This is a genomic window from Cupriavidus sp. YAF13 (assembly GCF_052113425.1).
In the GTDB taxonomy this organism is placed as follows: Bacteria; Pseudomonadota; Gammaproteobacteria; order Burkholderiales; family Burkholderiaceae; genus Cupriavidus.
This window is the reverse complement of the sequence record NZ_JBFRDD010000067.1, coordinates 1-18035: the sequence shown is the minus strand read 5'-3', so window position 1 is coordinate 18035 and position 18035 is coordinate 1. Positions and strand designations below refer to the sequence as shown.

At 64.2% G+C, this 18035-nt stretch carries 11 protein-coding genes and 1 other RNA gene; 7 read left to right on the top strand and 5 right to left on the bottom strand.

Going from position 1 to position 18035, the window contains the following annotated elements:
• Positions 1–50: 50 nt before the first annotated feature.
• The 3 genes from serC to gyrA all read right to left on the bottom strand — a co-directional run bounded on the left by serC (position 51) and on the right by gyrA (position 4693).
• Positions 51–1211 carry a 3-phosphoserine/phosphohydroxythreonine transaminase gene (gene serC, locus AB4061_RS35090; RefSeq protein ID WP_441640754.1) on the bottom strand — a complete coding sequence of 387 codons (1161 nt, stop codon included), beginning with the start codon at positions 1209–1211 and terminating at the stop codon, positions 51–53.
• A gap of 122 nt (positions 1212–1333) precedes the next feature.
• Entirely contained in the window at positions 1334–1897 is a 564-nt protein-coding gene (locus tag AB4061_RS35085) for a DUF2059 domain-containing protein (protein ID WP_441640753.1), read from the bottom strand.
• Between the two features lie 81 nt (positions 1898–1978).
• On the bottom strand, positions 1979–4693 hold the full coding sequence (gene gyrA, locus AB4061_RS35080; protein ID WP_441640752.1) for a DNA gyrase subunit A: 2715 nt from the start codon (positions 4691–4693) through the stop codon (positions 1979–1981).
• A gap of 458 nt (positions 4694–5151) precedes the next feature.
• On the opposite strand from gyrA, the gene ompA reads away from it, so the two are divergent.
• The 5 genes from ompA (at position 5152) to AB4061_RS35055 (ending at position 9108) form a co-directional block, all read left to right on the top strand.
• On the top strand, positions 5152–5811 hold the full coding sequence (gene ompA / locus AB4061_RS35075) for an outer membrane protein OmpA (RefSeq protein ID WP_441640751.1): 660 nt from the start codon (positions 5152–5154) through the stop codon (positions 5809–5811).
• Positions 5812–5922: 111 nt separating this feature from the next.
• The gene (gene ubiG / locus AB4061_RS35070) at positions 5923–6672 is read left to right on the top strand and encodes a bifunctional 2-polyprenyl-6-hydroxyphenol methylase/3-demethylubiquinol 3-O-methyltransferase UbiG (RefSeq protein ID WP_441640750.1); all 750 of its coding nucleotides are present in this window, start codon (positions 5923–5925) and stop codon (positions 6670–6672) included.
• Positions 6673–6674: 2 nt separating this feature from the next.
• Complete coding sequence (gene gph / locus AB4061_RS35065; RefSeq protein ID WP_441640749.1) at positions 6675–7346, top strand: phosphoglycolate phosphatase; 672 nt, start codon at positions 6675–6677, stop codon at positions 7344–7346.
• An 88-nt stretch (positions 7347–7434) separates the two neighbouring features.
• Positions 7435–7793, top strand: a transfer-messenger RNA (tmRNA) gene (gene ssrA, locus AB4061_RS35060).
• A 442-nt stretch (positions 7794–8235) separates the two neighbouring features.
• Positions 8236–9108, top strand: a complete 873-nt coding sequence (locus AB4061_RS35055; protein ID WP_441640748.1) for a hypothetical protein — start codon at positions 8236–8238, stop codon at positions 9106–9108.
• An 8-nt stretch (positions 9109–9116) separates the two neighbouring features.
• On the opposite strand, the gene AB4061_RS35050 is transcribed toward AB4061_RS35055, so the two are convergent.
• Both AB4061_RS35050 and AB4061_RS35045 read right to left on the bottom strand, forming a co-directional pair.
• Complete coding sequence (locus tag AB4061_RS35050) at positions 9117–9587, bottom strand: cyanophycin metabolism-associated DUF1854 family protein (RefSeq protein ID WP_441640747.1); 471 nt, start codon at positions 9585–9587, stop codon at positions 9117–9119.
• Between the two features lie 14 nt (positions 9588–9601).
• Positions 9602–11890: a cyanophycin metabolism-associated ABC transporter gene (locus tag AB4061_RS35045; RefSeq protein WP_441640746.1), complete on the bottom strand. Its 2289-nt coding sequence runs from the start codon at positions 11888–11890 to the stop codon at positions 9602–9604.
• 240 nt (positions 11891–12130) lie between these two features.
• Here AB4061_RS35045 and cphA (AB4061_RS35040) point away from each other — a divergent pair, with 240 nt between their 5' ends.
• Positions 12131–14767, top strand: a complete 2637-nt coding sequence (gene cphA / locus AB4061_RS35040) for a cyanophycin synthetase (protein WP_441640745.1) — start codon at positions 12131–12133, stop codon at positions 14765–14767.
• A gap of 20 nt (positions 14768–14787) precedes the next feature.
• Positions 14788–17358, top strand: coding sequence for a cyanophycin synthetase (gene cphA, locus AB4061_RS35035; RefSeq protein WP_441640744.1), 2571 nt, complete (start codon positions 14788–14790; stop codon positions 17356–17358).
• The last annotated feature ends 677 nt before the right edge of the window (positions 17359–18035 follow it).

Here is an 18035-nt window from a genome sequence, read left to right as displayed (position 1 = left end):
GGAAAAAAACCGAATCGGCACCGCCAAACGATGCCGCGGCGAACAAAGGATCAGGCCGCGGTCCGCTCGAACTCGCGCATGTACTCGATCAGGGCGGCAACGCCCTCGATCGGCATGGCGTTGTAGAGGCTGGCGCGCATGCCGCCGACCGACTTATGGCCCTTCAACTGCACCAGGCCATTGGCGCGCGCACCTGCCAGGAAGGCGTCGTTGCGGGATTCGTCGGCCAGGAAGAACGGCACGTTCATGCGCGAGCGGCTGCCAGGATCGATCTCGTTGCGGTAGAACGCGCTCTGGTCGAGGAACTCGTACAGCGCGTGCGACTTGGCGATATTGCGTTGCTCGATGGCGCCTACCCCACCCTGCGCCTTGAGCCACTTGAAGACCAGCCCGGCGATATAGATCGAATAGGTCGGCGGCGTGTTGTACATCGAGTCATGCTCGGCCACCAGGCGCCAGTTGAAGGCGGACGGGCACAGGGGATGCGCATGGCCCAGCAGGTCTTCGCGCACGATCACGATGGTCAGGCCAGCCGGCCCGATGTTCTTTTGCGCGCCGCCGTAGGCTACCTGCACGCGCGACCAGTCAACCGGGCGCGACAGGATGTGGCTGGAGACGTCGGCGACCACGACCGGCCCGCCGTCGCGGTGCTGGCCGATGTCGGGCACGTCCTGGAACTCCACGCCAACGATGGTTTCGTTGGTGCACAGGTGCACGTAGGCAGCATCGTCCGACAGCTTCCAGTCAGCCACATCCGGGATGCGGGCGAACTTTTGCGCGGTGCTGGTGGCAGCGATATTCACCTCGCCGTAGCGGCGCGCTTCCTGCTCGGACTTGACTGACCAGGTGCCGGTGACGACGAAATCCGCCTTGGGACGATCCGCGTCCACGCGGCGTATCAGGTTCAGCGGCACGATGCCGTTCTCGCCGATGGCACCGCCCTGCAGGAACAAGATGCGGAAGTTCTTCGGCACCTGCAGCAGCTCGCGCAGATTGGCCAGCGCCTCGGCCTGGATGCTCTCGAACTCGCGGCTGCGGTGGCTCATTTCCATCACCGAGACGCCGGATCCGTGCCATGACAGCATCTCGTCGGCTGCCTGCAGCAGCACTTCGGTCGGCAGGGCCGCCGGGCCGGGCGAGAAGTTATAGACACGCTCTGCCACGGCGCGCTGCATCATGGCGGCAAGTGCTGGATTCTGGGGTTCGTTCATGGATCGGGATGGAAATGAAAAATGGCTGCCGGTATTACCCAAGCAGCCATTATCCATCAAACCCGCGCCAGATTGGGGCGGCGAGGACAGCGCCCCGCCCGCCCAGCCTGCCCGCCGGCGAATTACTTCGCCGCGGCGGCGATTTCCTTCTCGGCGGCGTCGCGCATCGACTTGCCGACTTGCGGGCCGTACTTTTGCATCATCGAGCCCCAGATTTCCTGGGTCGCCTTGCCTTGGTTAGCCATGAACTTCTGCCCGGTCGGCGACTTCAGGAACGTGGTCAGGTCCTTGATTTCCTGGGCGCTGTAGTACTTGCCGAAGGCGTCGTAGTGGGCCTTCATGGCATCGCTCTTGAAGCCATCGGTGGTGAACGCCGTGCCGGCGCCATCGACCATGCGCTGCACCGCGCCATTCTTCTTGAGCTTCTCGACAGCAGCCTGCTTTTGCTTGTCGTTGAGCGTCTTGTTCTCGACCAGCACCTGCTCCAGGACCATGGGCGCTTCCTGCTTGGCGCCTTGCTGCCAGTTCTCGGCCTGGCCCTTGACGGCCTGGTCGGCTTGCATCACGGTCAGCAGTTCCTTGATGGCAGAGGTCTTGTCGGCGTCCTGGGCATGCGCCGCGTTGGCCAACATCATGGCCGGTACGAAGGCAGCCAGAACAGCGATACGTCGATAGGTTTTGAGCATTGTGACTCCCTTGTAAATATGTCCGTTTTAGTCCCGCAGCCGGCAATCGAGTTCCGGATAACGGGTCAATGTTGCAACAACTTACGAATTTGACCCTGTATCAGGCGTGCCGGCACCGGTGCCGTCCTGCGCACCTGCCTGCTCACCGTCGGCAGCCGGAGCCGCCGCATCCACCGCGTCAGCCCCTTCTTCGAGTTCGTCGCCCGCCACACCGTTGTCGGCGTCGCTTTCGACGATTCGCTGCAGGCCGGACAGCTTGGTGCCCTCGTCCACGTTGATCAGGGTCACGCCTTGCGTGGCACGCCCCATCTCGCGGATTTCAGACACACGTGTACGGATCAGCACGCCGCCGGTCGTGATCAACATGATCTCGTCCTCCGGCGACACCAGCGCGGCAGCCACTACCCGGCCGTTGCGCTCGCTCGTCTGGATCGCAATCATGCCCTTGGTGCCACGACCGTGTCGAGTGTACTCGGCGATCGGGGTGCGCTTGCCGTAGCCGTTTTCGGTGGCGGTCAGCACACTGCCCACTGCGACGGCCTGCTCGCTGGTCTCGGCCGGGGCCACCAGCATGGCGATCACCGTCTGGCTTTCTTCCAGATTCATGCCGCGCACGCCGCGGGCCTGGCGGCCCATCGGACGCACGTCGTTTTCGTCAAAGCGCACGGCCTTGCCAGAATCCGAGAACAGCATCACGTCGTGCTGGCCGTCGGTGACGGCAGCGCCGATCAGGTAGTCGCCCTCATCGAGGTCGACAGCGATGATGCCGGCCTTGCGCGGGTTCGAGAACTCGGTCAGCGCCGTCTTCTTGACGGTGCCGCGCGCGGTGCTCATGAAGATGAAGTGCTCGGCGTCGAACTGGCGCACTGGCAGGATGACGTTGATCTTCTCGCCATCGGACAGCGGGAACATATTGACGATCGGCCTGCCGCGCGAGTTGCGAGACCCCTGCGGCACCTCGTACACCTTCAGCCAGTACAGCCGGCCGCGGTTCGAGAAGCACAGGATGTAGTCGTGCGTGTTGGCGACGAACAGCGTGTCGATCCAGTCGTCTTCCTTGGTGGTGGTCGCCAGCTTGCCGCGGCCGCCGCGCTTTTGTGCGCGGTACTCGGAAATCGGCTGGCTCTTCATATAGCCACTGTGCGACAGGGTCACCACCATGTCCTGCGGGGTGATCAGGTCCTCGGTATCGAGCTCGGTCGCGTTGAGCTCGATGTGCGAGCGGCGCAGGTCGCCGAACTCGGCGCGGATGGCGGTCAGCTCGTCGGTGATGATGGTGCTGATGCGCTCCGGGCGCGACAGGATGTCGAGCAGGTCGGAGATGACCGCCATGACATCGCGGTATTCCTGGACGATTTTGTCCTGCTCCAGGCCCGTGAGGCGCTGCAGGCGCATCTGCAGGATTTCCTGGGCTTGCGAGTCGGACAGGCGGTACAGCCCGTCGGCTTGCATGCCGAAGATGGCCGGCAGGCCGTCCGGGCGGTAGGACGCCCGGCCGCCCGCGGTGTCGCCTTCAGCGCGTGCCAGCATTTCGCGCACCAAGCTGGAATCCCAGGCCTTGGCCATCAGCCCTTGCTTGGCGATGGGGGGCGTGGGCGCCGCCTTGATGATCGCAATGAACTCATCGATGTTGGCGAGAGCCACCGCCAGGCCCTCCAGCACGTGGCCGCGCTCGCGCGCCTTGCGCAGCTCGAACACGGTACGGCGGGTGACGACCTCGCGCCGGTGCGACAGGAAGCAATCCAGCATCTGGCGCAGGTTCAGCAGGCGCGGCTGGCCATCGACCAGCGCCACCATGTTCATGCCGAAGGTGTCCTGCAGCTGGGTGTGCTTATATAGATTGTTAAGCACGACTTCCGGCACTTCGTTGCGCTTGAGCTCGATCACCACGCGCATGCCGGATTTGTCGGACTCGTCGCGGATATCGGAGATGCCCTCGACCTTCTTGTCCGTCACCAGCTCGGCGATGCGCTCGAGCAGGGTGCGCTTGTTGACCTGGTAGGGCAGCTCGTCGACGATGATCGCCTGGCGCTGGCCACGGTCGATATCCTCGAAGTGCGTCTTGGCGCGCATGACGACGCGGCCGCGTCCGGTGCGGTAGCCTTCGCGCACGCCCTGGATGCCATAGATAATGCCGGCGGTCGGGAAGTCCGGCGCCGGAATCAGCTCGATCAGCTCGTCAATCGTAGCTTGCGGATTACGCAGCAGATGCAGGCAGCCATCGACCACTTCGTTAAGGTTATGCGGCGGGATATTGGTGGCCATACCCACTGCGATACCCGACGAACCATTAATCAGCAGATTCGGAATGCGTGCCGGCAGAATCAGCGGCTCATGTTCGGAGCCGTCATAATTCGGCCCGAAATCGACAGTTTCCTTATCGATATCGAGCAGCATCTCGTGGGCAATCTTGGACAGGCGGATTTCGGTATAACGCATGGCTGCCGCGTTATCCCCGTCCACCGAACCGAAGTTACCCTGGCCATCGACCAGCATGTAGCGCAGCGAGAAATTCTGCGCCATCCGCACGATCGTATCGTATACAGCAGTGTCGCCGTGGGGGTGATACTTACCAATCACATCCCCTACGATACGGGCCGATTTCTTGTATGGCCGGTTCCAGTCGTTGTTAAGCTCATGCATCGCATAGAGCACACGCCGGTGTACCGGCTTCAAGCCATCCCGCACATCGGGAAGCGCGCGCCCGACGATCACGCTCATGGCGTAATCGAGATAGGAACGGCGCATTTCCTCTTCGAGGGAGACCGGAAGGGTTTCTTTGGCGAATTGATCCATTGCGGCGTGGGTTATCCGGCGAATTTAAACAGAAGGCACCCAGGTGAATCGCCATTCGCCGAAGCGGCGTCTGACAGGTGGGCAACGTGACATTCTAACATGCGCGGCTGCCCTCTCCCGCAGCCGCGGCGCCCCCCTTGGCAGGGGCTTCGGCAGCGCCCGGAAAGCACCCACAAGGCCGAGTCGAAAATCCTGCAAGCACGGCCTRACAAGGGTTTGCGGGCATCGCAAGGGCCATGTTGCACAAACACCACAGGCCTAAAACCCATTGATGGAATCGAATATATTTACTTCTTAGGAAACGACCCTTGTGGCACAATTCCCCAGCGAAGAGCCAGACATTGTTCGAAGTGGAGCATACACCGCATCGAGAATGTTATACTCCGAAGAATGTATGACTAGTTTCCGTCCATTTGCTCGCAGTAACCCTGCGGTGATCTCATCCTGAGAGGAGAAATATGAAAAAATTTGCCAAGCTCGCGCTCGTTGCAGCTACCGCAGTAATGGCTGCATCCGCTCAAGCCCAGTCCGTCCCCTACGAAAAGAAGGCTGTGAACGATAACTGGGGCAACGGTACGAGCGAGTACGTGTGGAAGAATGGCACGAACGAGCTCTGCTGGCGCGACAGCTCGTGGACCCCGGCCACCGCCAACGCCCTGTGCGACGGCGCCCTGGCTCCGGCGGTCGCTCCGGCTGCCCCCTCGGTGGCACCGGTTGCTCCTCCGGTTGTTTCCAGCGAAAAGGTCACTTTCGCTGCTGACACCCTGTTCGATTTCGACAAGGCTGTGCTGAAGCCGGAAGGCAAGGCCAAGCTGGACGACCTGAGCTCCAAGCTGTCGGGTATCACCCTGGAAGTGATTATCGCAGTTGGTCACACCGACTCGTTCGGTTCGGACAAGTACAACGATCGCCTGTCGATCCGTCGTGCTGAAGCCGTCAAGGCCTATCTGGTCAGCAAGGGCGTGGAAGCCAACCGTGTCTACACGGAAGGCAAGGGCAAGCGTCAGCTGAAGGTTGACCCGAAGTCGTGCAAGGGCAATCGCAAGGCACAAATCTCCTGCCAGCAGCCGAATCGTCGCGTGGAAGTCGAAGTGGTCGGCACCCGCAGCGCACGTTAATCGGAACCTTTCCGATGAAAGAAAGCCCAGCGCAAGCTGGGCTTTTTTTTTGATACAGTCGCAGCATACCCTCCGCCTTCACGCTGCCGCCCTGGTGGCGCGCCAAACTCCATGACGCAGATATCCTCCCCGCTCCATCCGACCGTTGAAACCACCTTGATCGGCAAGAACGCCGACGCGCGCGAAATCGACAAGTTCAGCGAGCTGGCCCATCGCTGGTGGGATCCGGAAAGCGAGTTCAAGCCGCTGCACGAGCTCAACCCCCTGCGGCTCGGCTGGATCGACGGCATCGCCAGCCTCAAGGGCAAGGACGTGGTCGACATCGGCTGCGGCGGCGGCATCCTGGCGGAGAGCATGGCGCGTACCGGCGCCACGGTGCGCGGCATCGACCTGTCCACCAAGGCACTGAAGGTCGCCGACCTGCACAGCCTGGAGTCCGGCGTGACCGTGACCTACGAAGAAATCGCCGCCGAAGCGCTGGCGGCGCGCATGCCCGCCAGCGTCGATGTGGTGACCTGCATGGAAATGCTGGAGCACGTGCCCGACCCGCAATCGATCCTGCGCGCCTGTGCCACGCTGGTACGCCCGGGCGGCCATGTGTTCTGCTCCACGATCAACCGCAACCTCAAGGCCTATCTGCTGGCCGTGGTCGGCGCCGAATACGTGCTCAAGATGCTGCCGCGCGGCACGCATGACTACGACAAGTTCATCACGCCGTCCGAACTTGCCCGCTACGCCCGCAACACCGGACTCGAGCTGGTCGAGATGCGCGGCATGACCTACAACCCGCTGACCCAGGTCTACTCGCTGGGCCGGGACACCGATGTGAACTATATGATGGCATTTCGCCGGCCCGCCTGAACATGCGCACCTACGACGCAGTCTTCTTTGATCTCGACGGCACGCTCGCCGACACCGCCCCCGACCTGGCCGCAGCCGCGAACCGGCTCGTCACCGAGCATGGCCGGCCGCCCGTGGACTACGAGAAACTCCGCCCGGTGGCCTCGCACGGCGCGCGCGGCCTGATTGGCGCCGCCTTCGGCAAGAGCCCGGCCGACCCTGAGTTCCCCGCCCTGCGCGACACCTTCCTCGATTACTACGAGGCCGACATCGCAGTGCATACTCGCCTGTTCGACGGCATGGCCGAGGTGCTGGACGCGCTGGAAACCGCCGGCATCCGGTGGGGTATCGTCACCAACAAGATCACGCGCTTCACCGCGCCGCTGGTCGCCGCCATCGGGCTGGCGCCGCGCGCCTCGGCCGTGGTTAGCGGCGACACCACGGCGCATGCCAAGCCCCATCCCGCGCCGCTGCTGCATGCCGCCGAAGTCAGCGGCGTGGCGCCCGGGCGCTGCGTGTACGTTGGCGATGACGTGCGCGATATCCAGGCCGGCAAGGCTGCCGGCATGATCACCATCACCGCTGCCTACGGCTACTGCGGCGATGGCGAACCGCCCGAGGCATGGGGCGCCGACTACCTGGTGCGCCATCCCAGCGAGCTGATCGCGCTGCTGGCCCCCGGCGCACGGCGCTGACGCGCGAGGCGGCACGGCAGGCATTTACACCTGGAGCCGCCAACGGGGTACAATCTGTCTTCTTGACACTGTTCACACAGTTCACGCAGGGGCCGACCTGGTTTCGACGTGGGTTACAAAGCAGTGGAGGGCATACCGAGGACCCGTCACCTCGTTAATCAATGGGAATGCAATAACTGCTAACGACGAACGTTACGCACTGGCCGCTTAATTGCGGCCGTCCTCGCACTGGCTCGCTGGCGGGCTAGAGTCGCAAGACTACGCGAGGTCATTAACGCCAGATAAGCCCTGAGTTTGTCACGGACCTAGGGACGAAAATTTAGTGACTCGCCGTTGTAGAGCGTGTCCGTCCGCGATGCACCGGTTAAATCAAATGGCAGGACTAAGTATGTAGAACTCTCTGTGGAGGGCTTGCGGACGCGGGTTCGATTCCCGCCGGCTCCACCAATATTCAGGCCCGGTTACTTCCGGGACTACCGAAACCCCGAGGATAAGCATCCTCGGGGTTTTCTTTTTTCCGGCTTTGATAATGAGGGCGGCGCAAAGCCCCCCACTACCAAAAAAAATTGCTGGAAAGGCAGGCAATTTCCACCGAATTAAGATTTGTCCGATTCACATAACACCCCCAAGCCTGCATCATGTACATAAGCTGCCTCTGCGGAGGCAGACTTCCCGACGCGGGCCTTCATGCTTCACGTCCGGAGTTGCCCTCCAGCGCCCGCCCAGTCCTGTGTGGGCGTCTTTTTTTTGCGCGCGCGAACACGCTCAGCCCGGTCGCCAGGCGCAGGGTCATCAGCAATTTGTAATCATCTGTTACAGTCGAGATTTTTTCGGCAACCGAAAAGCGGCGCCAGAGGCGCCCATGCGCATCGGAACAGGCAAAGTACAAATGAAGAAACTGATTGGGGCTGCAAGCATTGCGCTGGCCCTCACGGGCTGTGGCGGATCGGGCGACAACAGTGACGGACTTGCGATTGTGCGCACCCCTCCCACCGCCACACCCACGACACCCGCGGCCCCGACGACCCCAACGACCCCAGTGATCCCCGCGGCACCCGACACCATCGCGCTTGGCTCTGGCTTCTACATCGGCACTTCTGCCGCCAACGAGCGCTTCAACATCCTGGTCCTGGACGAGAACGTCTATTACGCCTTCTACGCGATGGCGGGCATACCGGACGTATCGACCGGGGTCCTGACCGGCAACTACAGTTCGGGCAGCGGCGCGCTCACCACCAATAACAACGGGCTGGATTTCAATCAGGAAGCGGCGGGCTACAGCCTGACCGCAGCGAACCTGATGGCGGCCTACGTGCCGGGCAAGTCGATCCAGGCGCAGGTCACCTACCGTAACGGCAAGAGCGCGGTCGTCAATGCAACCTACAGCACCGACTACAACTTCATCGCGGCCACCGACGGCCTGAAGGGGACTTACTACGGAACGTCGAACGTCGTCGACACGACCGGGATCACAGCGGGTGCTGTAAGGCTGACCATCGACGCCAGCGGCAACTTCACGCTCGACGGCAGCGGCTCGGGCTGCAGCTTTACCGGGACCGCCACGCCACGGCGCCAGGGCAAGGTCTACAACGTCGCCTTGCAGCTGATTGGGCCGAGCTGCCGCTACGCGAACACCCCCATGACCGGCATCGCCTACTACGACCCCACCACCACGCATAGCTTGCCCACGCCCGGCCAGATCTACCTGTTTGCGATGCGCCCCGACCGCCAGGTCGGGGTGATCTTCACCGGCAAGCTCTGAAGCGCAGCCTAGAGAAAGCGATCGAGGATCTTGCGGCTGCCCTTGTCCAGGCTGGCCAGGTTGCGCACCAGGTAGTGGATGCCGTGGCTGTCGGAGATCAGCAGTGTGGAGCCGGCGAGGCGGCGGATGTCTTCCTCGCCACGCAGCACCAGCGATGTGAGGCCGCGATCCGTCTCCACCTCCCAGGTGCTGGGGGTGGCGTAGGTCGACACCGAACGGATGCGGCGGATCTCCGGCATGAATTCACGGCTGGCCAGCTCGGCCTCGATCATCTCGCGCACTGGGGCGGGCAAGGTATCCAGCCGGGGCAGCCAGGCCAGCTCGCGGCCATCGGCGCTGACGAGGCCGACGCCATCGTCGGGCGCGGCGATGGGGAAGGCGCGCACGGGAACGACGCCATCATGCACAACGCCATCCGACGTGGTCATCACCAGGCGGCCAAGGGCATTGCGGGAGAGCTTGAAATCGACTTGCTGCATGTGTGCTCCCATCCTTATTGCACGTTGACCGCATCGGCTGAGGCGAGATCCGCCTCGGCATCGACATTGCGGGCCTGCGCCTGGTAGAGCTTGTAATAAGCGCCTTCGCGCGCCAGCAACTCATCGTGGTTGCCAACTTCCACGATCTGTCCGCGATCCATTACCACCAGGCGGTCCGCCTTGCGCAGCGTGGACAGGCGGTGGGCGATCGCGATGGTGGTGCGGCCTTGCACCAGGTTGTCCAGCGCCTTCTGGATTTCCTTCTCCGTCGTCGTATCCACCGACGAGGTGGCCTCGTCCATGATCAGGATGCGCGGATTGATCAGCAGCGCGCGAGCGATGGAGATACGCTGGCGCTCGCCGCCGGACAGCGCTTGCCCGCGCTCGCCCACGAGAGAGTCGTAGCCGTGCGGCAGGCGCAGGATGAACTCGTGCGCATGGGCGGCACGCGCCGCGGCGATGATCTCTTCGCGCGAGGCACCCGGCTTGCCGTAGGCGATGTTCTCGGCGATCGTGCCGAAAAACAGGAACGGCTCCTGCAGCACCAGCCCGATATGGCTGCGGAACTCCGATACCGGCAGCGAGCGGATATCGACGCCATCCAGCCGGATCGCGCCTTCGGAGACATCGTAGAAGCGGCAGATCAGGTTGACCAGCGTGCTCTTGCCAGACCCGCTGTGTCCCACCAGGCCAATCATCTCGCCCGGTGCGATCGACAGGTTAAGCCCGCGGATCACGGCACGGTTGCCGTAGCGGAAGCCCAGGTCGCGCAGCTCGATGGCGCCCTCCACACGCTCCAGGTGCACCGGCCGCGTGGGTTCCGGCACGCTCGAGACGTGATCGAGGATATCGAAGATGCGCTTGGCGCCGGCGGCCGCCTTCTGCGTGACCGAGACGATGCGGCTCATCGAATCCAGGCGTGTATAGAAGCGGCTGATATAGGTAAGGAAGGCCACCAGCACGCCGACCGTGATCGCGTTGTGCGAGACCTGCCAGATGCCGAAGATCCACACCACCAGCAAGCCGATCTCGGTCAGCAGCGTGACGGTCGGGGTGAACAGCGACCACACCGCGTTGACGCGGTCATTGATGGCCAAGTTGTGCCGATTGGCTTCGCGGAAGCGCTCCACTTCACGCTTTTCCTGCGCGAAGGCCTTGACCACGCGGATGCCCGGAATGGTATCGGCCAGCACGTTGGTGATCTCCGACCAGATCCGGTCGATCTTCTCGAAGCCGTGGCGCAGCCGGTCGCGCACCAGGTGGATCATCCACGCGATAAAGGGCAGCGGCACCAGGGTCACCAGCGCCAGCCACGGGTTGATCGAAATCAGGATGGCCGCCGTCATGACGATCATCAGCACGTCGGTGGCGAAATCCAGCAGATGTAGCGACAGAAACACGCAGATGCGATCGCTTTCCGAGCCGATGCGGGCCATCAGGTCGCCCGTGCGCTTGCCGCCAAAGTACTCCAGCGACAACCTTAGCAGGTGCTCGTAGGTGGTGGTGCGCAGGTCCGCGCCGATGCGCTCGGACACCCGCGCCAGCAGATAGGTGCGAGCCCAGCCGAGGCTCCACGCCACCAGCGCCGCGCCCAGCAGGCCGGCCAGGTACAGCTTGACCCGGTCGTAATCGATGGGCAGCCCGTTCTGGTAGGGAATCAGCACGTTGTCCATCAACGGCATGGTCAGGTACGGCGGCACCAGCGTCGCGGCGGTGGACAGCAGCGTCAGCAGGAAACCAGCCAGCAACTGGAAGCGGTACGGCCGGGCAAACCGCCACAGGCGCAATAGCGCCCAGGTCGACGGCGGCGTTTCCAGGTCACGGCTGCATTGCGGGCATTGGTCGTCGTCCGGGGGCAGCGGGGCCTTGCAGGTCGGGCAGACCGCTTCGGCATCCAGATCCAGCTGCCCCGCCCGGCCCGAGGCCGACAGGTCGCGCTGCGCGTGAAACTGGTCGATCAGGCGCAGCGCGGCCGGGTTGTGGCCCAGCGTGTAGCGCCAACTGGCCAGCAATCGCCTGCTGTCTTGCAACTCCAGCGTGCCGACTCCCGCATGATCGGCGTGATGCAGCGATAATCCGGGCTGGATCGCCCATTCCTGCCAGTCTTTTTGCCCCGGCATGCGCGCCAGCAAGCGACGATCCGTCACAAGTACCCAGCCTTGGGTAAAATGCAGCTTTGCATCAAGGTCGACTTCGAGCCAGGCAAGCACGGCTTCGCCAGGTTGCAGGCGGGTGCCGAGTTCGTTACGCCACGGCTCGTTCTGGGCGTCGCTGTCAATCACGGGCAAGGAAGGTTGGGTCATCGTTGGTACGGCATGCTGCGTCCTTGGGCTATGGACATAACTTGAAACAATTTAGCGCGGGCGCGCCCTGGCGGCCCGCCGATTTGCCCGCAGTATACATAAGGCCAAACACACGGGCGTCCCTGATGCATTGCACAATCGCTTTTTAATCAAGAAAGTCAACCGGCTGACCGTTGTAACGTTACTGAAAGGTTAGGCTTCTATTTCTCGGGCACTCGCCCACTGCCTCAAGCTAAATCAATGAAAAAGAAGGACATTGAGATTTTCGATGTCATGTCGCTGCGCGGCCCGAATATGTGGACATATCGGCCTGTGCTGGAGGCGTGGGTCGATATCGGGGAACTGGAGGATTTTCCCTCCAACACGATTCCGGGGTTCTACGAGCGCCTGTCGGCATGGCTGCCCTCGCTGGTCGAGCATCGCTGCAGCATCGGCGAGCGCGGCGGCTTCCTGCAGCGGCTCAAGGAAGGCACGTGGCCTGGCCACATCCTGGAACACGTCACGCTTGAGCTGCAGAACCTCGCCGGCATGCCCGGTGGCTTCGGCAAGGCGCGCGAGACCCCGATCCGGGGTGTCTACAAGGTGATCGTGCGGGCCTGGCACGAGGATGTCACCCGTGCCGCCCTGTTCGCCGCCCGCGACCTGGTGATGGCCGCCATCGAGGACCGTCCCTACGACGTCCAGGAGACGGTGGATCACCTGCGACGCCTGGTGGACAAGCACTGCCTGGGTCCGAGCACAGCCTGCATCGTCGACGCAGCCGACGACCGCGACATCCCGGCGCTGCGCCTGTCCGAGGGCAACCTGGTGCAACTCGGCTATGGCAGCCGCCAGCGCCGCATCTGGACCGCCGAGACCGACCGCACCGCCGCCATCGCCGAGAGCATCTCGCGCGACAAGGACCTGACCAAGAGCCTGCTGGAATCCTGCGGCGTGCCCGTGCCCGAAGGCCGGCTGGTGGTGAGTGCCGCCGACGCCTGGGACGCCGCCGAAGACATCGGCCTGCCGGTGGTGGTCAAGCCCTATGACGGCAACCATGGCCGCGGCGTGTTCACCAACCTGACCACGCGCGAAGAAGTCGAGACCGCCTACGGCGTCGCCATCGATGAAGGCAGCGGCGTCATCGTCGAGCGCTTTGTGCTGGGCAACGAACACCGCCTGCTGGTGGTGGGCGGCCGCCTGGTGGCCGCCGCCATGGGCGAGACCGCCAGCGTGACCGGCGACGGCAAGTCGACCATCGACGAGCTGATCGAGTCGCAGATCAATTCCGACCCGCGCCGCGGCAGCACCGAAGACCACCCGCTCAACAAGGTGCGGCTGGATTCGGCCGCCCGCCTGGAACTCAAGCGCCAGGGCTTCGACGCCACGTCCGTGCCGCCCGAGGGCAAGCATGTGCTGATCCAGCGCAACGGCAACGTGGCCTTCGACGTTACCGACCGCGTGCACCCGAGCGTGGCCGCCCATGCCTCGCTCGCCGCCCGCATCGTGGGCCTGGACATCGCCGGCGTCGACCTGGTGGCGCAAGATATTTCGCGGCCGCTCGCCGAGCAGCGCGGCGCCATTGTCGAGGTCAATGCCGGCCCCGGCCTGCTGATGCACCTGAAGCCCTCCAACGGCGAAGCCCGTCCGGTGGGCCGTGCCGTGGTGGATCACCTGTTCCCGGCTGGCGAAGGCGACGACAACGGCCGCATCCCCGTGGTCGGCATCACCGGCACCAACGGCAAGACCGTGGTGGCCAAGCTGGTCGCGCGCCTGCTGCAGCTCTCGGGCAAGCACACCGGCCTGGCTTGCAGCGACGGCCTCTACCTGGACCGCCGCCAGGTGCAGGGCGGCGACCGCGCCAATTGGGACGCGGCCCGCCGCATCCTGATGAACCGCGCGGTGGATGCCGCCGTGCTCGAGAACGACAGCGGCGCCATCCTGTCCGAAGGACTCGCCTATGACCGTTGCCAGGTCGGCGTGGTGACCAATATCGATGTGCCCGACCACCTTGGCCAGTATTACGTCGAGGAAGTCGAGAAGATGTACAACGTGCTGCGCACGCAAGTCGACGTGGTGCTGGACGGCGGCGTGGCGGTGCTCAACGCGCGCGACCCGCTGGTCGTGGAGATGGCGGAGCTGTGCGATGGCGACGTGATCTTCTTCGGCATGACGGCTGACCTGCCCGCCATTGCCGCGCATCGCGCGGCGGGGCGCCGTGCGGTCTATGTGCGCGACGGCAAGGTGGTGCTCGCCACCGGCAGCCGCGAGGTGCCGCTGGCAGATGTAGCCGCGATCCCCCTCACCTATGCGGGCCGCGTGGCCTTCCAGGTCGAGAACGTGCTGGCGGCTGTGGCCACCGGCTGGGCGCTGGGCATCTCCAACGACCTGATCCGTGCTGGCGTGGTGACATTCGATGTGGGCCAGGTGGATGTGCCCGGACGCTTCACGCTGTTCGAGCGCAACGGTGCCATCGTGGTGATCGACGATGCCCACAATGCACCCGCGCTGGAAGCGCTGGTGGCATCGCTGGAACGCTTCCCGAGCGAGCGCCGCGTGGTGGTGTACGGCGCAGGCGCGCCGCGCCGCGACGAAGACATGGTCAAGCAAGGCAAGGTGCTGGGCGCCGCGTTCGACCGCGTCTTCCTGTGCGAAGACACCTCGGTCAAGCGCGCGTTGCCGGACGCCGAGGCACGCGCACTGCTCAAGCAGGGCCTGTACGAAGGCCGCCGCGTGACCAAGATCATCGACGAGGGCTCGCGCCGCCAGGCGATCGAGGCCGCGCTCGCGCAAGTGGTGGCAGGCGACCTGCTGGTCCTGCAATGCGATGAGGCGACGACCCTGCCGACGATCGACCTGGTGCACCAGTGGATGGGCCAACCGGGCCGCCGCGCCTGATCCGCAAGGAAACTGATTTCATGGAAGTCTCACGTATCCGGGCCCTGCGCGGCCCTAACCTGTGGTGCCGCCACACCGCCATCGAAGCCATCGTCTCATGCTCCGACGAGGCCCACACGCTGGCACAGCTGCCCGGTTTTGAAGAGCGCCTGCGCGCGCGCTTTCCCGAGGTCGGCCCGCTGCGGCCCGATGACAACGAAGGCGTGGTGTCGCTGGCGCACGCGCTCGAATGCGCGGCCATGCGCCTGCAAGCAGAGGCCGGCTGCCCGGTCAGCTTCAGCCGCACCGCACCCACCGTCGAACCCGGCACCTACCAGGTGGTAGTGCAGTACAGCGAGGAAGAAGTCGGCAGGCTGGCGCTGGAACTGGCCGCCGCGCTGTGCCGCGCCGCGCGCGACGACATGCCGTTCGACCTGGCCGATGCGCTGCATCGCCTGCGCGAGCTCGACGAAGACGTGCGCCTGGGGCCGAGCACCGGCTCCATCGTCTACGCGGGCGTGGCACGCGGCATTCCGTATCGCCGCCTGACGCAAGGCAGCATGGTCCAGTTCGGCTGGGGCAGCAAGCAACGCCGCATCCAGGCGGCCGAAACCGACATGACCAGCGCGGTCTCGGAATCGATCGCGCAGGACAAGGAGCTCACCAAGAAACTGCTGCACGCCGCCGGCGTGCCGGTGCCGATGGGCCGCTCCGTCTCGGACCCCGACGAAGCCTGGGCCGCCGCGCAGGAAATCGATGCGCCGGTGGTGGTCAAGCCGCGCGACGGCAACCAGGGCAAGGGCGTGGCGGTGCGCATCCGCACCCGCGAGGAAGTCATCGCCGCCTATGAAGTCGCCGCCGAGATCAGCTCCGACGTGATCGTCGAGCGCTATATTCCCGGCCACGATTTCCGCCTGCTGGTGGTGGGCAACCACCTGGTCGCCGCAGCCCGCCGCGATCCGCCCCAGGTCACCGGCGATGGCAAGCACACCGTGCGCCAACTGGTCGAGGAAGTGAATCGCGACCCGCGCCGCGGCGAGGGACACGCCACCTCGCTGACCAAGATCCGCTTTGACGATATCGCGCTGGCCACGCTGGCCAAGCAGCATCTCACCGCGGATGCGGTGCCGCCCAAGGGCACCCGCGTGGTGCTGCGCAATAACGCCAACCTGTCCACCGGCGGCAGCGCAACGGACGTCACCGACGATGTGCACCCCGACATGGCAGCCCGCGCCGTGGCGGCCGCGCGCATGGTTGGCCTGGACATCTGCGGCGTCGACGCGGTCTGCGAGACCGTGCTCAAGCCGTTCGAGGAACAAGCCGGCGGCATCGTCGAAGTCAATGCGGCGCCGGGCCTGCGCATGCACCTTCAACCCTCCTACGGCAAGGGCCGTGCGGTGGGCGAGGCCATCATCTCCACGATGTTCGGCGACGGCGACGATGGCCGCATTCCCGTGGTGGCGGTCTCCGGCACCAACGGCAAGACCACCACGGTCCGCCTGATTGCCCACCTGCTGGCCGGCAGCGGCCTGCGCATCGGCATGACCGGCACCGACGGTGTCTACGTCAAGGGCGAGCGCATCGATACCGGCGACTGCAGCGGCCCGCGCAGCGCTCGCAATGTGCTGATGCACCCCGACGTGGACGCCGCCGTGTTCGAGACCGCGCGCGGCGGCCTGCTGCGCGAAGGCCTGGCCTTCGACCGCTGCGACGTGGCGGTAGTCACCAATGTGGGCGAAGGCGATCACCTCGGGCTGTCCTACATCAGCACCGTGGAAGACCTCGCCGTGCTGAAAAGCGTCATCGTGCAGAACGTGGCGCCGCACGGCATGGCCGTGCTCAATGCCGCGGACCCCATGGTGGTACGCATGGCCGACGCCTGCCCGGGCGCCGTGACGTTCTTCGCGGCCGACCTCAACAACCCCGTGATGGCCACGCACTGCGCGCAGGGCAAGCGCGTGGTGTACGTCGAGGATGGCCATATCGTGGCCGCTGAAGGCGAGAACCAGGTGCGCATCGCGCTGTCGAGCATTCCGCTGACGCGCGGCGGCTCGATCGGCTTCCAGGTCGAGAACGCCATGTCAGCCACCGCAGCGGCTTGGGCACTGGGCATCGACTGGGAAGTGATCCGCCGCAGCCTGGCGACCTTCGTCAACGATGCAGCCACCGCCCCTGGCCGCTTCAACGTGTTCGACTACAAGGGCGCGACACTGATCGCCGACTACGGCCACAACCCGGATGCGATCCAGGCGCTGTGCAACGCCATCGAAGGCATGCCGGCCAAGCGCCGCTCGGTGGTGATCAGCGGCGCCGGCGACCGCCGCGACGTCGATATCCGCCGCCAGACGGAGATCCTTGGCGATGTGTTCGACGAAGTGATCCTGTACCAGGACCAGTGCCAGCGCGGACGCGAGGACGGCGAAGTGCTGGCCCTGCTGCGCGAAGGCCTGCAGGGCGCAAAGCGCGCCAGCGCGGTGGAAGAGATCCGTGGGGAGTTCCTTGCTATCGATACTGCGTTGTCGCATTTGCAGCCAGGGGATCTTTGCTTGATTTTGGTGGATCAGGTGGAGGAGGCGCTGGCGCATATTGAGCAGAGGATTGCTCAGGGGTGAACTGGATAGCCTCGCGGCAAACAAGAAAGCCAGCCTTATCGGCTGGCTTTCTTGCTTTCTGGATTTGATTGGCGTTGGCGTCTAGTACCGCAAAAACCGTTACGACGTCGCTCTGCGGGGTTGGTCGCTGTTTATTTCATCGGCGATGGCGTTTGCACCCAAGTGCCATACGACATCCCCCTGCGGGGGCTGCCGGTCACTCTTCTTTGCGTCGGCAAAGAAGACTAACGAGAAGAAAGCCGACCCTGCCGGGTGCAGAGCAATCGCGGGTGCTAGGGATGCTGGTTTCGTCGTATGGCCAGCGGTTCTGCTGGCATCTGCCGGTGCCGGTTTGAAGGGCTACGACGCTGCCAATTTCCGGGATTCGTGGTGCGGCCCACGGTAGCGGAATCCTTGCCCGTTCGCCAATCTGCCGTTACCGGTGCGGACCACCACGATACATCGACCGTCAATGGTTTCGTGGTGGGGCGGGCGCGGTGGTGAAGGTCTCGGGCCAATCAAGGCGGTGCCACCGCGCCCACGACGGAACGGGCCTGTCAGAAATTTTGTGTTTAGGGCATAACATGTCGCCAAGGAGCATGTATGCCACGCAAGACGAAGACCAGCCAAGCCGCAGACCGTGAACTGCCGGCCATTCCCGAAGACCTGATCGCCCATTTCGTTAAGGGTCCCATGAC

What these genes read in the sequence shown, in the direction of transcription:
- serC (WP_441640754.1), bottom strand. Translation starts at nt 1,211, where the DNA reads ATGAACGAACCCCAGAATCCAGCACTTGCCGCCATGATGCAGCGCGCC.
- AB4061_RS35085 (WP_441640753.1), bottom strand. Translation starts at nt 1,897, where the DNA reads ATGCTCAAAACCTATCGACGTATCGCTGTTCTGGCTGCCTTCGTACCG.
- gyrA (WP_441640752.1), bottom strand. Translation starts at nt 4,693, where the DNA reads ATGGATCAATTCGCCAAAGAAACCCTTCCGGTCTCCCTCGAAGAGGAA.
- ompA (WP_441640751.1), top strand. Translation starts at nt 5,152, where the DNA reads ATGAAAAAATTTGCCAAGCTCGCGCTCGTTGCAGCTACCGCAGTAATG.
- ubiG (WP_441640750.1), top strand. Translation starts at nt 5,923, where the DNA reads ATGACGCAGATATCCTCCCCGCTCCATCCGACCGTTGAAACCACCTTG.
- gph (WP_441640749.1), top strand. Translation starts at nt 6,675, where the DNA reads ATGCGCACCTACGACGCAGTCTTCTTTGATCTCGACGGCACGCTCGCC.
- AB4061_RS35055 (WP_441640748.1), top strand. Translation starts at nt 8,236, where the DNA reads ATGAAGAAACTGATTGGGGCTGCAAGCATTGCGCTGGCCCTCACGGGC.
- AB4061_RS35050 (WP_441640747.1), bottom strand. Translation starts at nt 9,587, where the DNA reads ATGCAGCAAGTCGATTTCAAGCTCTCCCGCAATGCCCTTGGCCGCCTG.
- AB4061_RS35045 (WP_441640746.1), bottom strand. Translation starts at nt 11,890, where the DNA reads ATGACCCAACCTTCCTTGCCCGTGATTGACAGCGACGCCCAGAACGAG.
- cphA (WP_441640745.1), top strand. Translation starts at nt 12,131, where the DNA reads ATGAAAAAGAAGGACATTGAGATTTTCGATGTCATGTCGCTGCGCGGC.
- cphA (WP_441640744.1), top strand. Translation starts at nt 14,788, where the DNA reads ATGGAAGTCTCACGTATCCGGGCCCTGCGCGGCCCTAACCTGTGGTGC.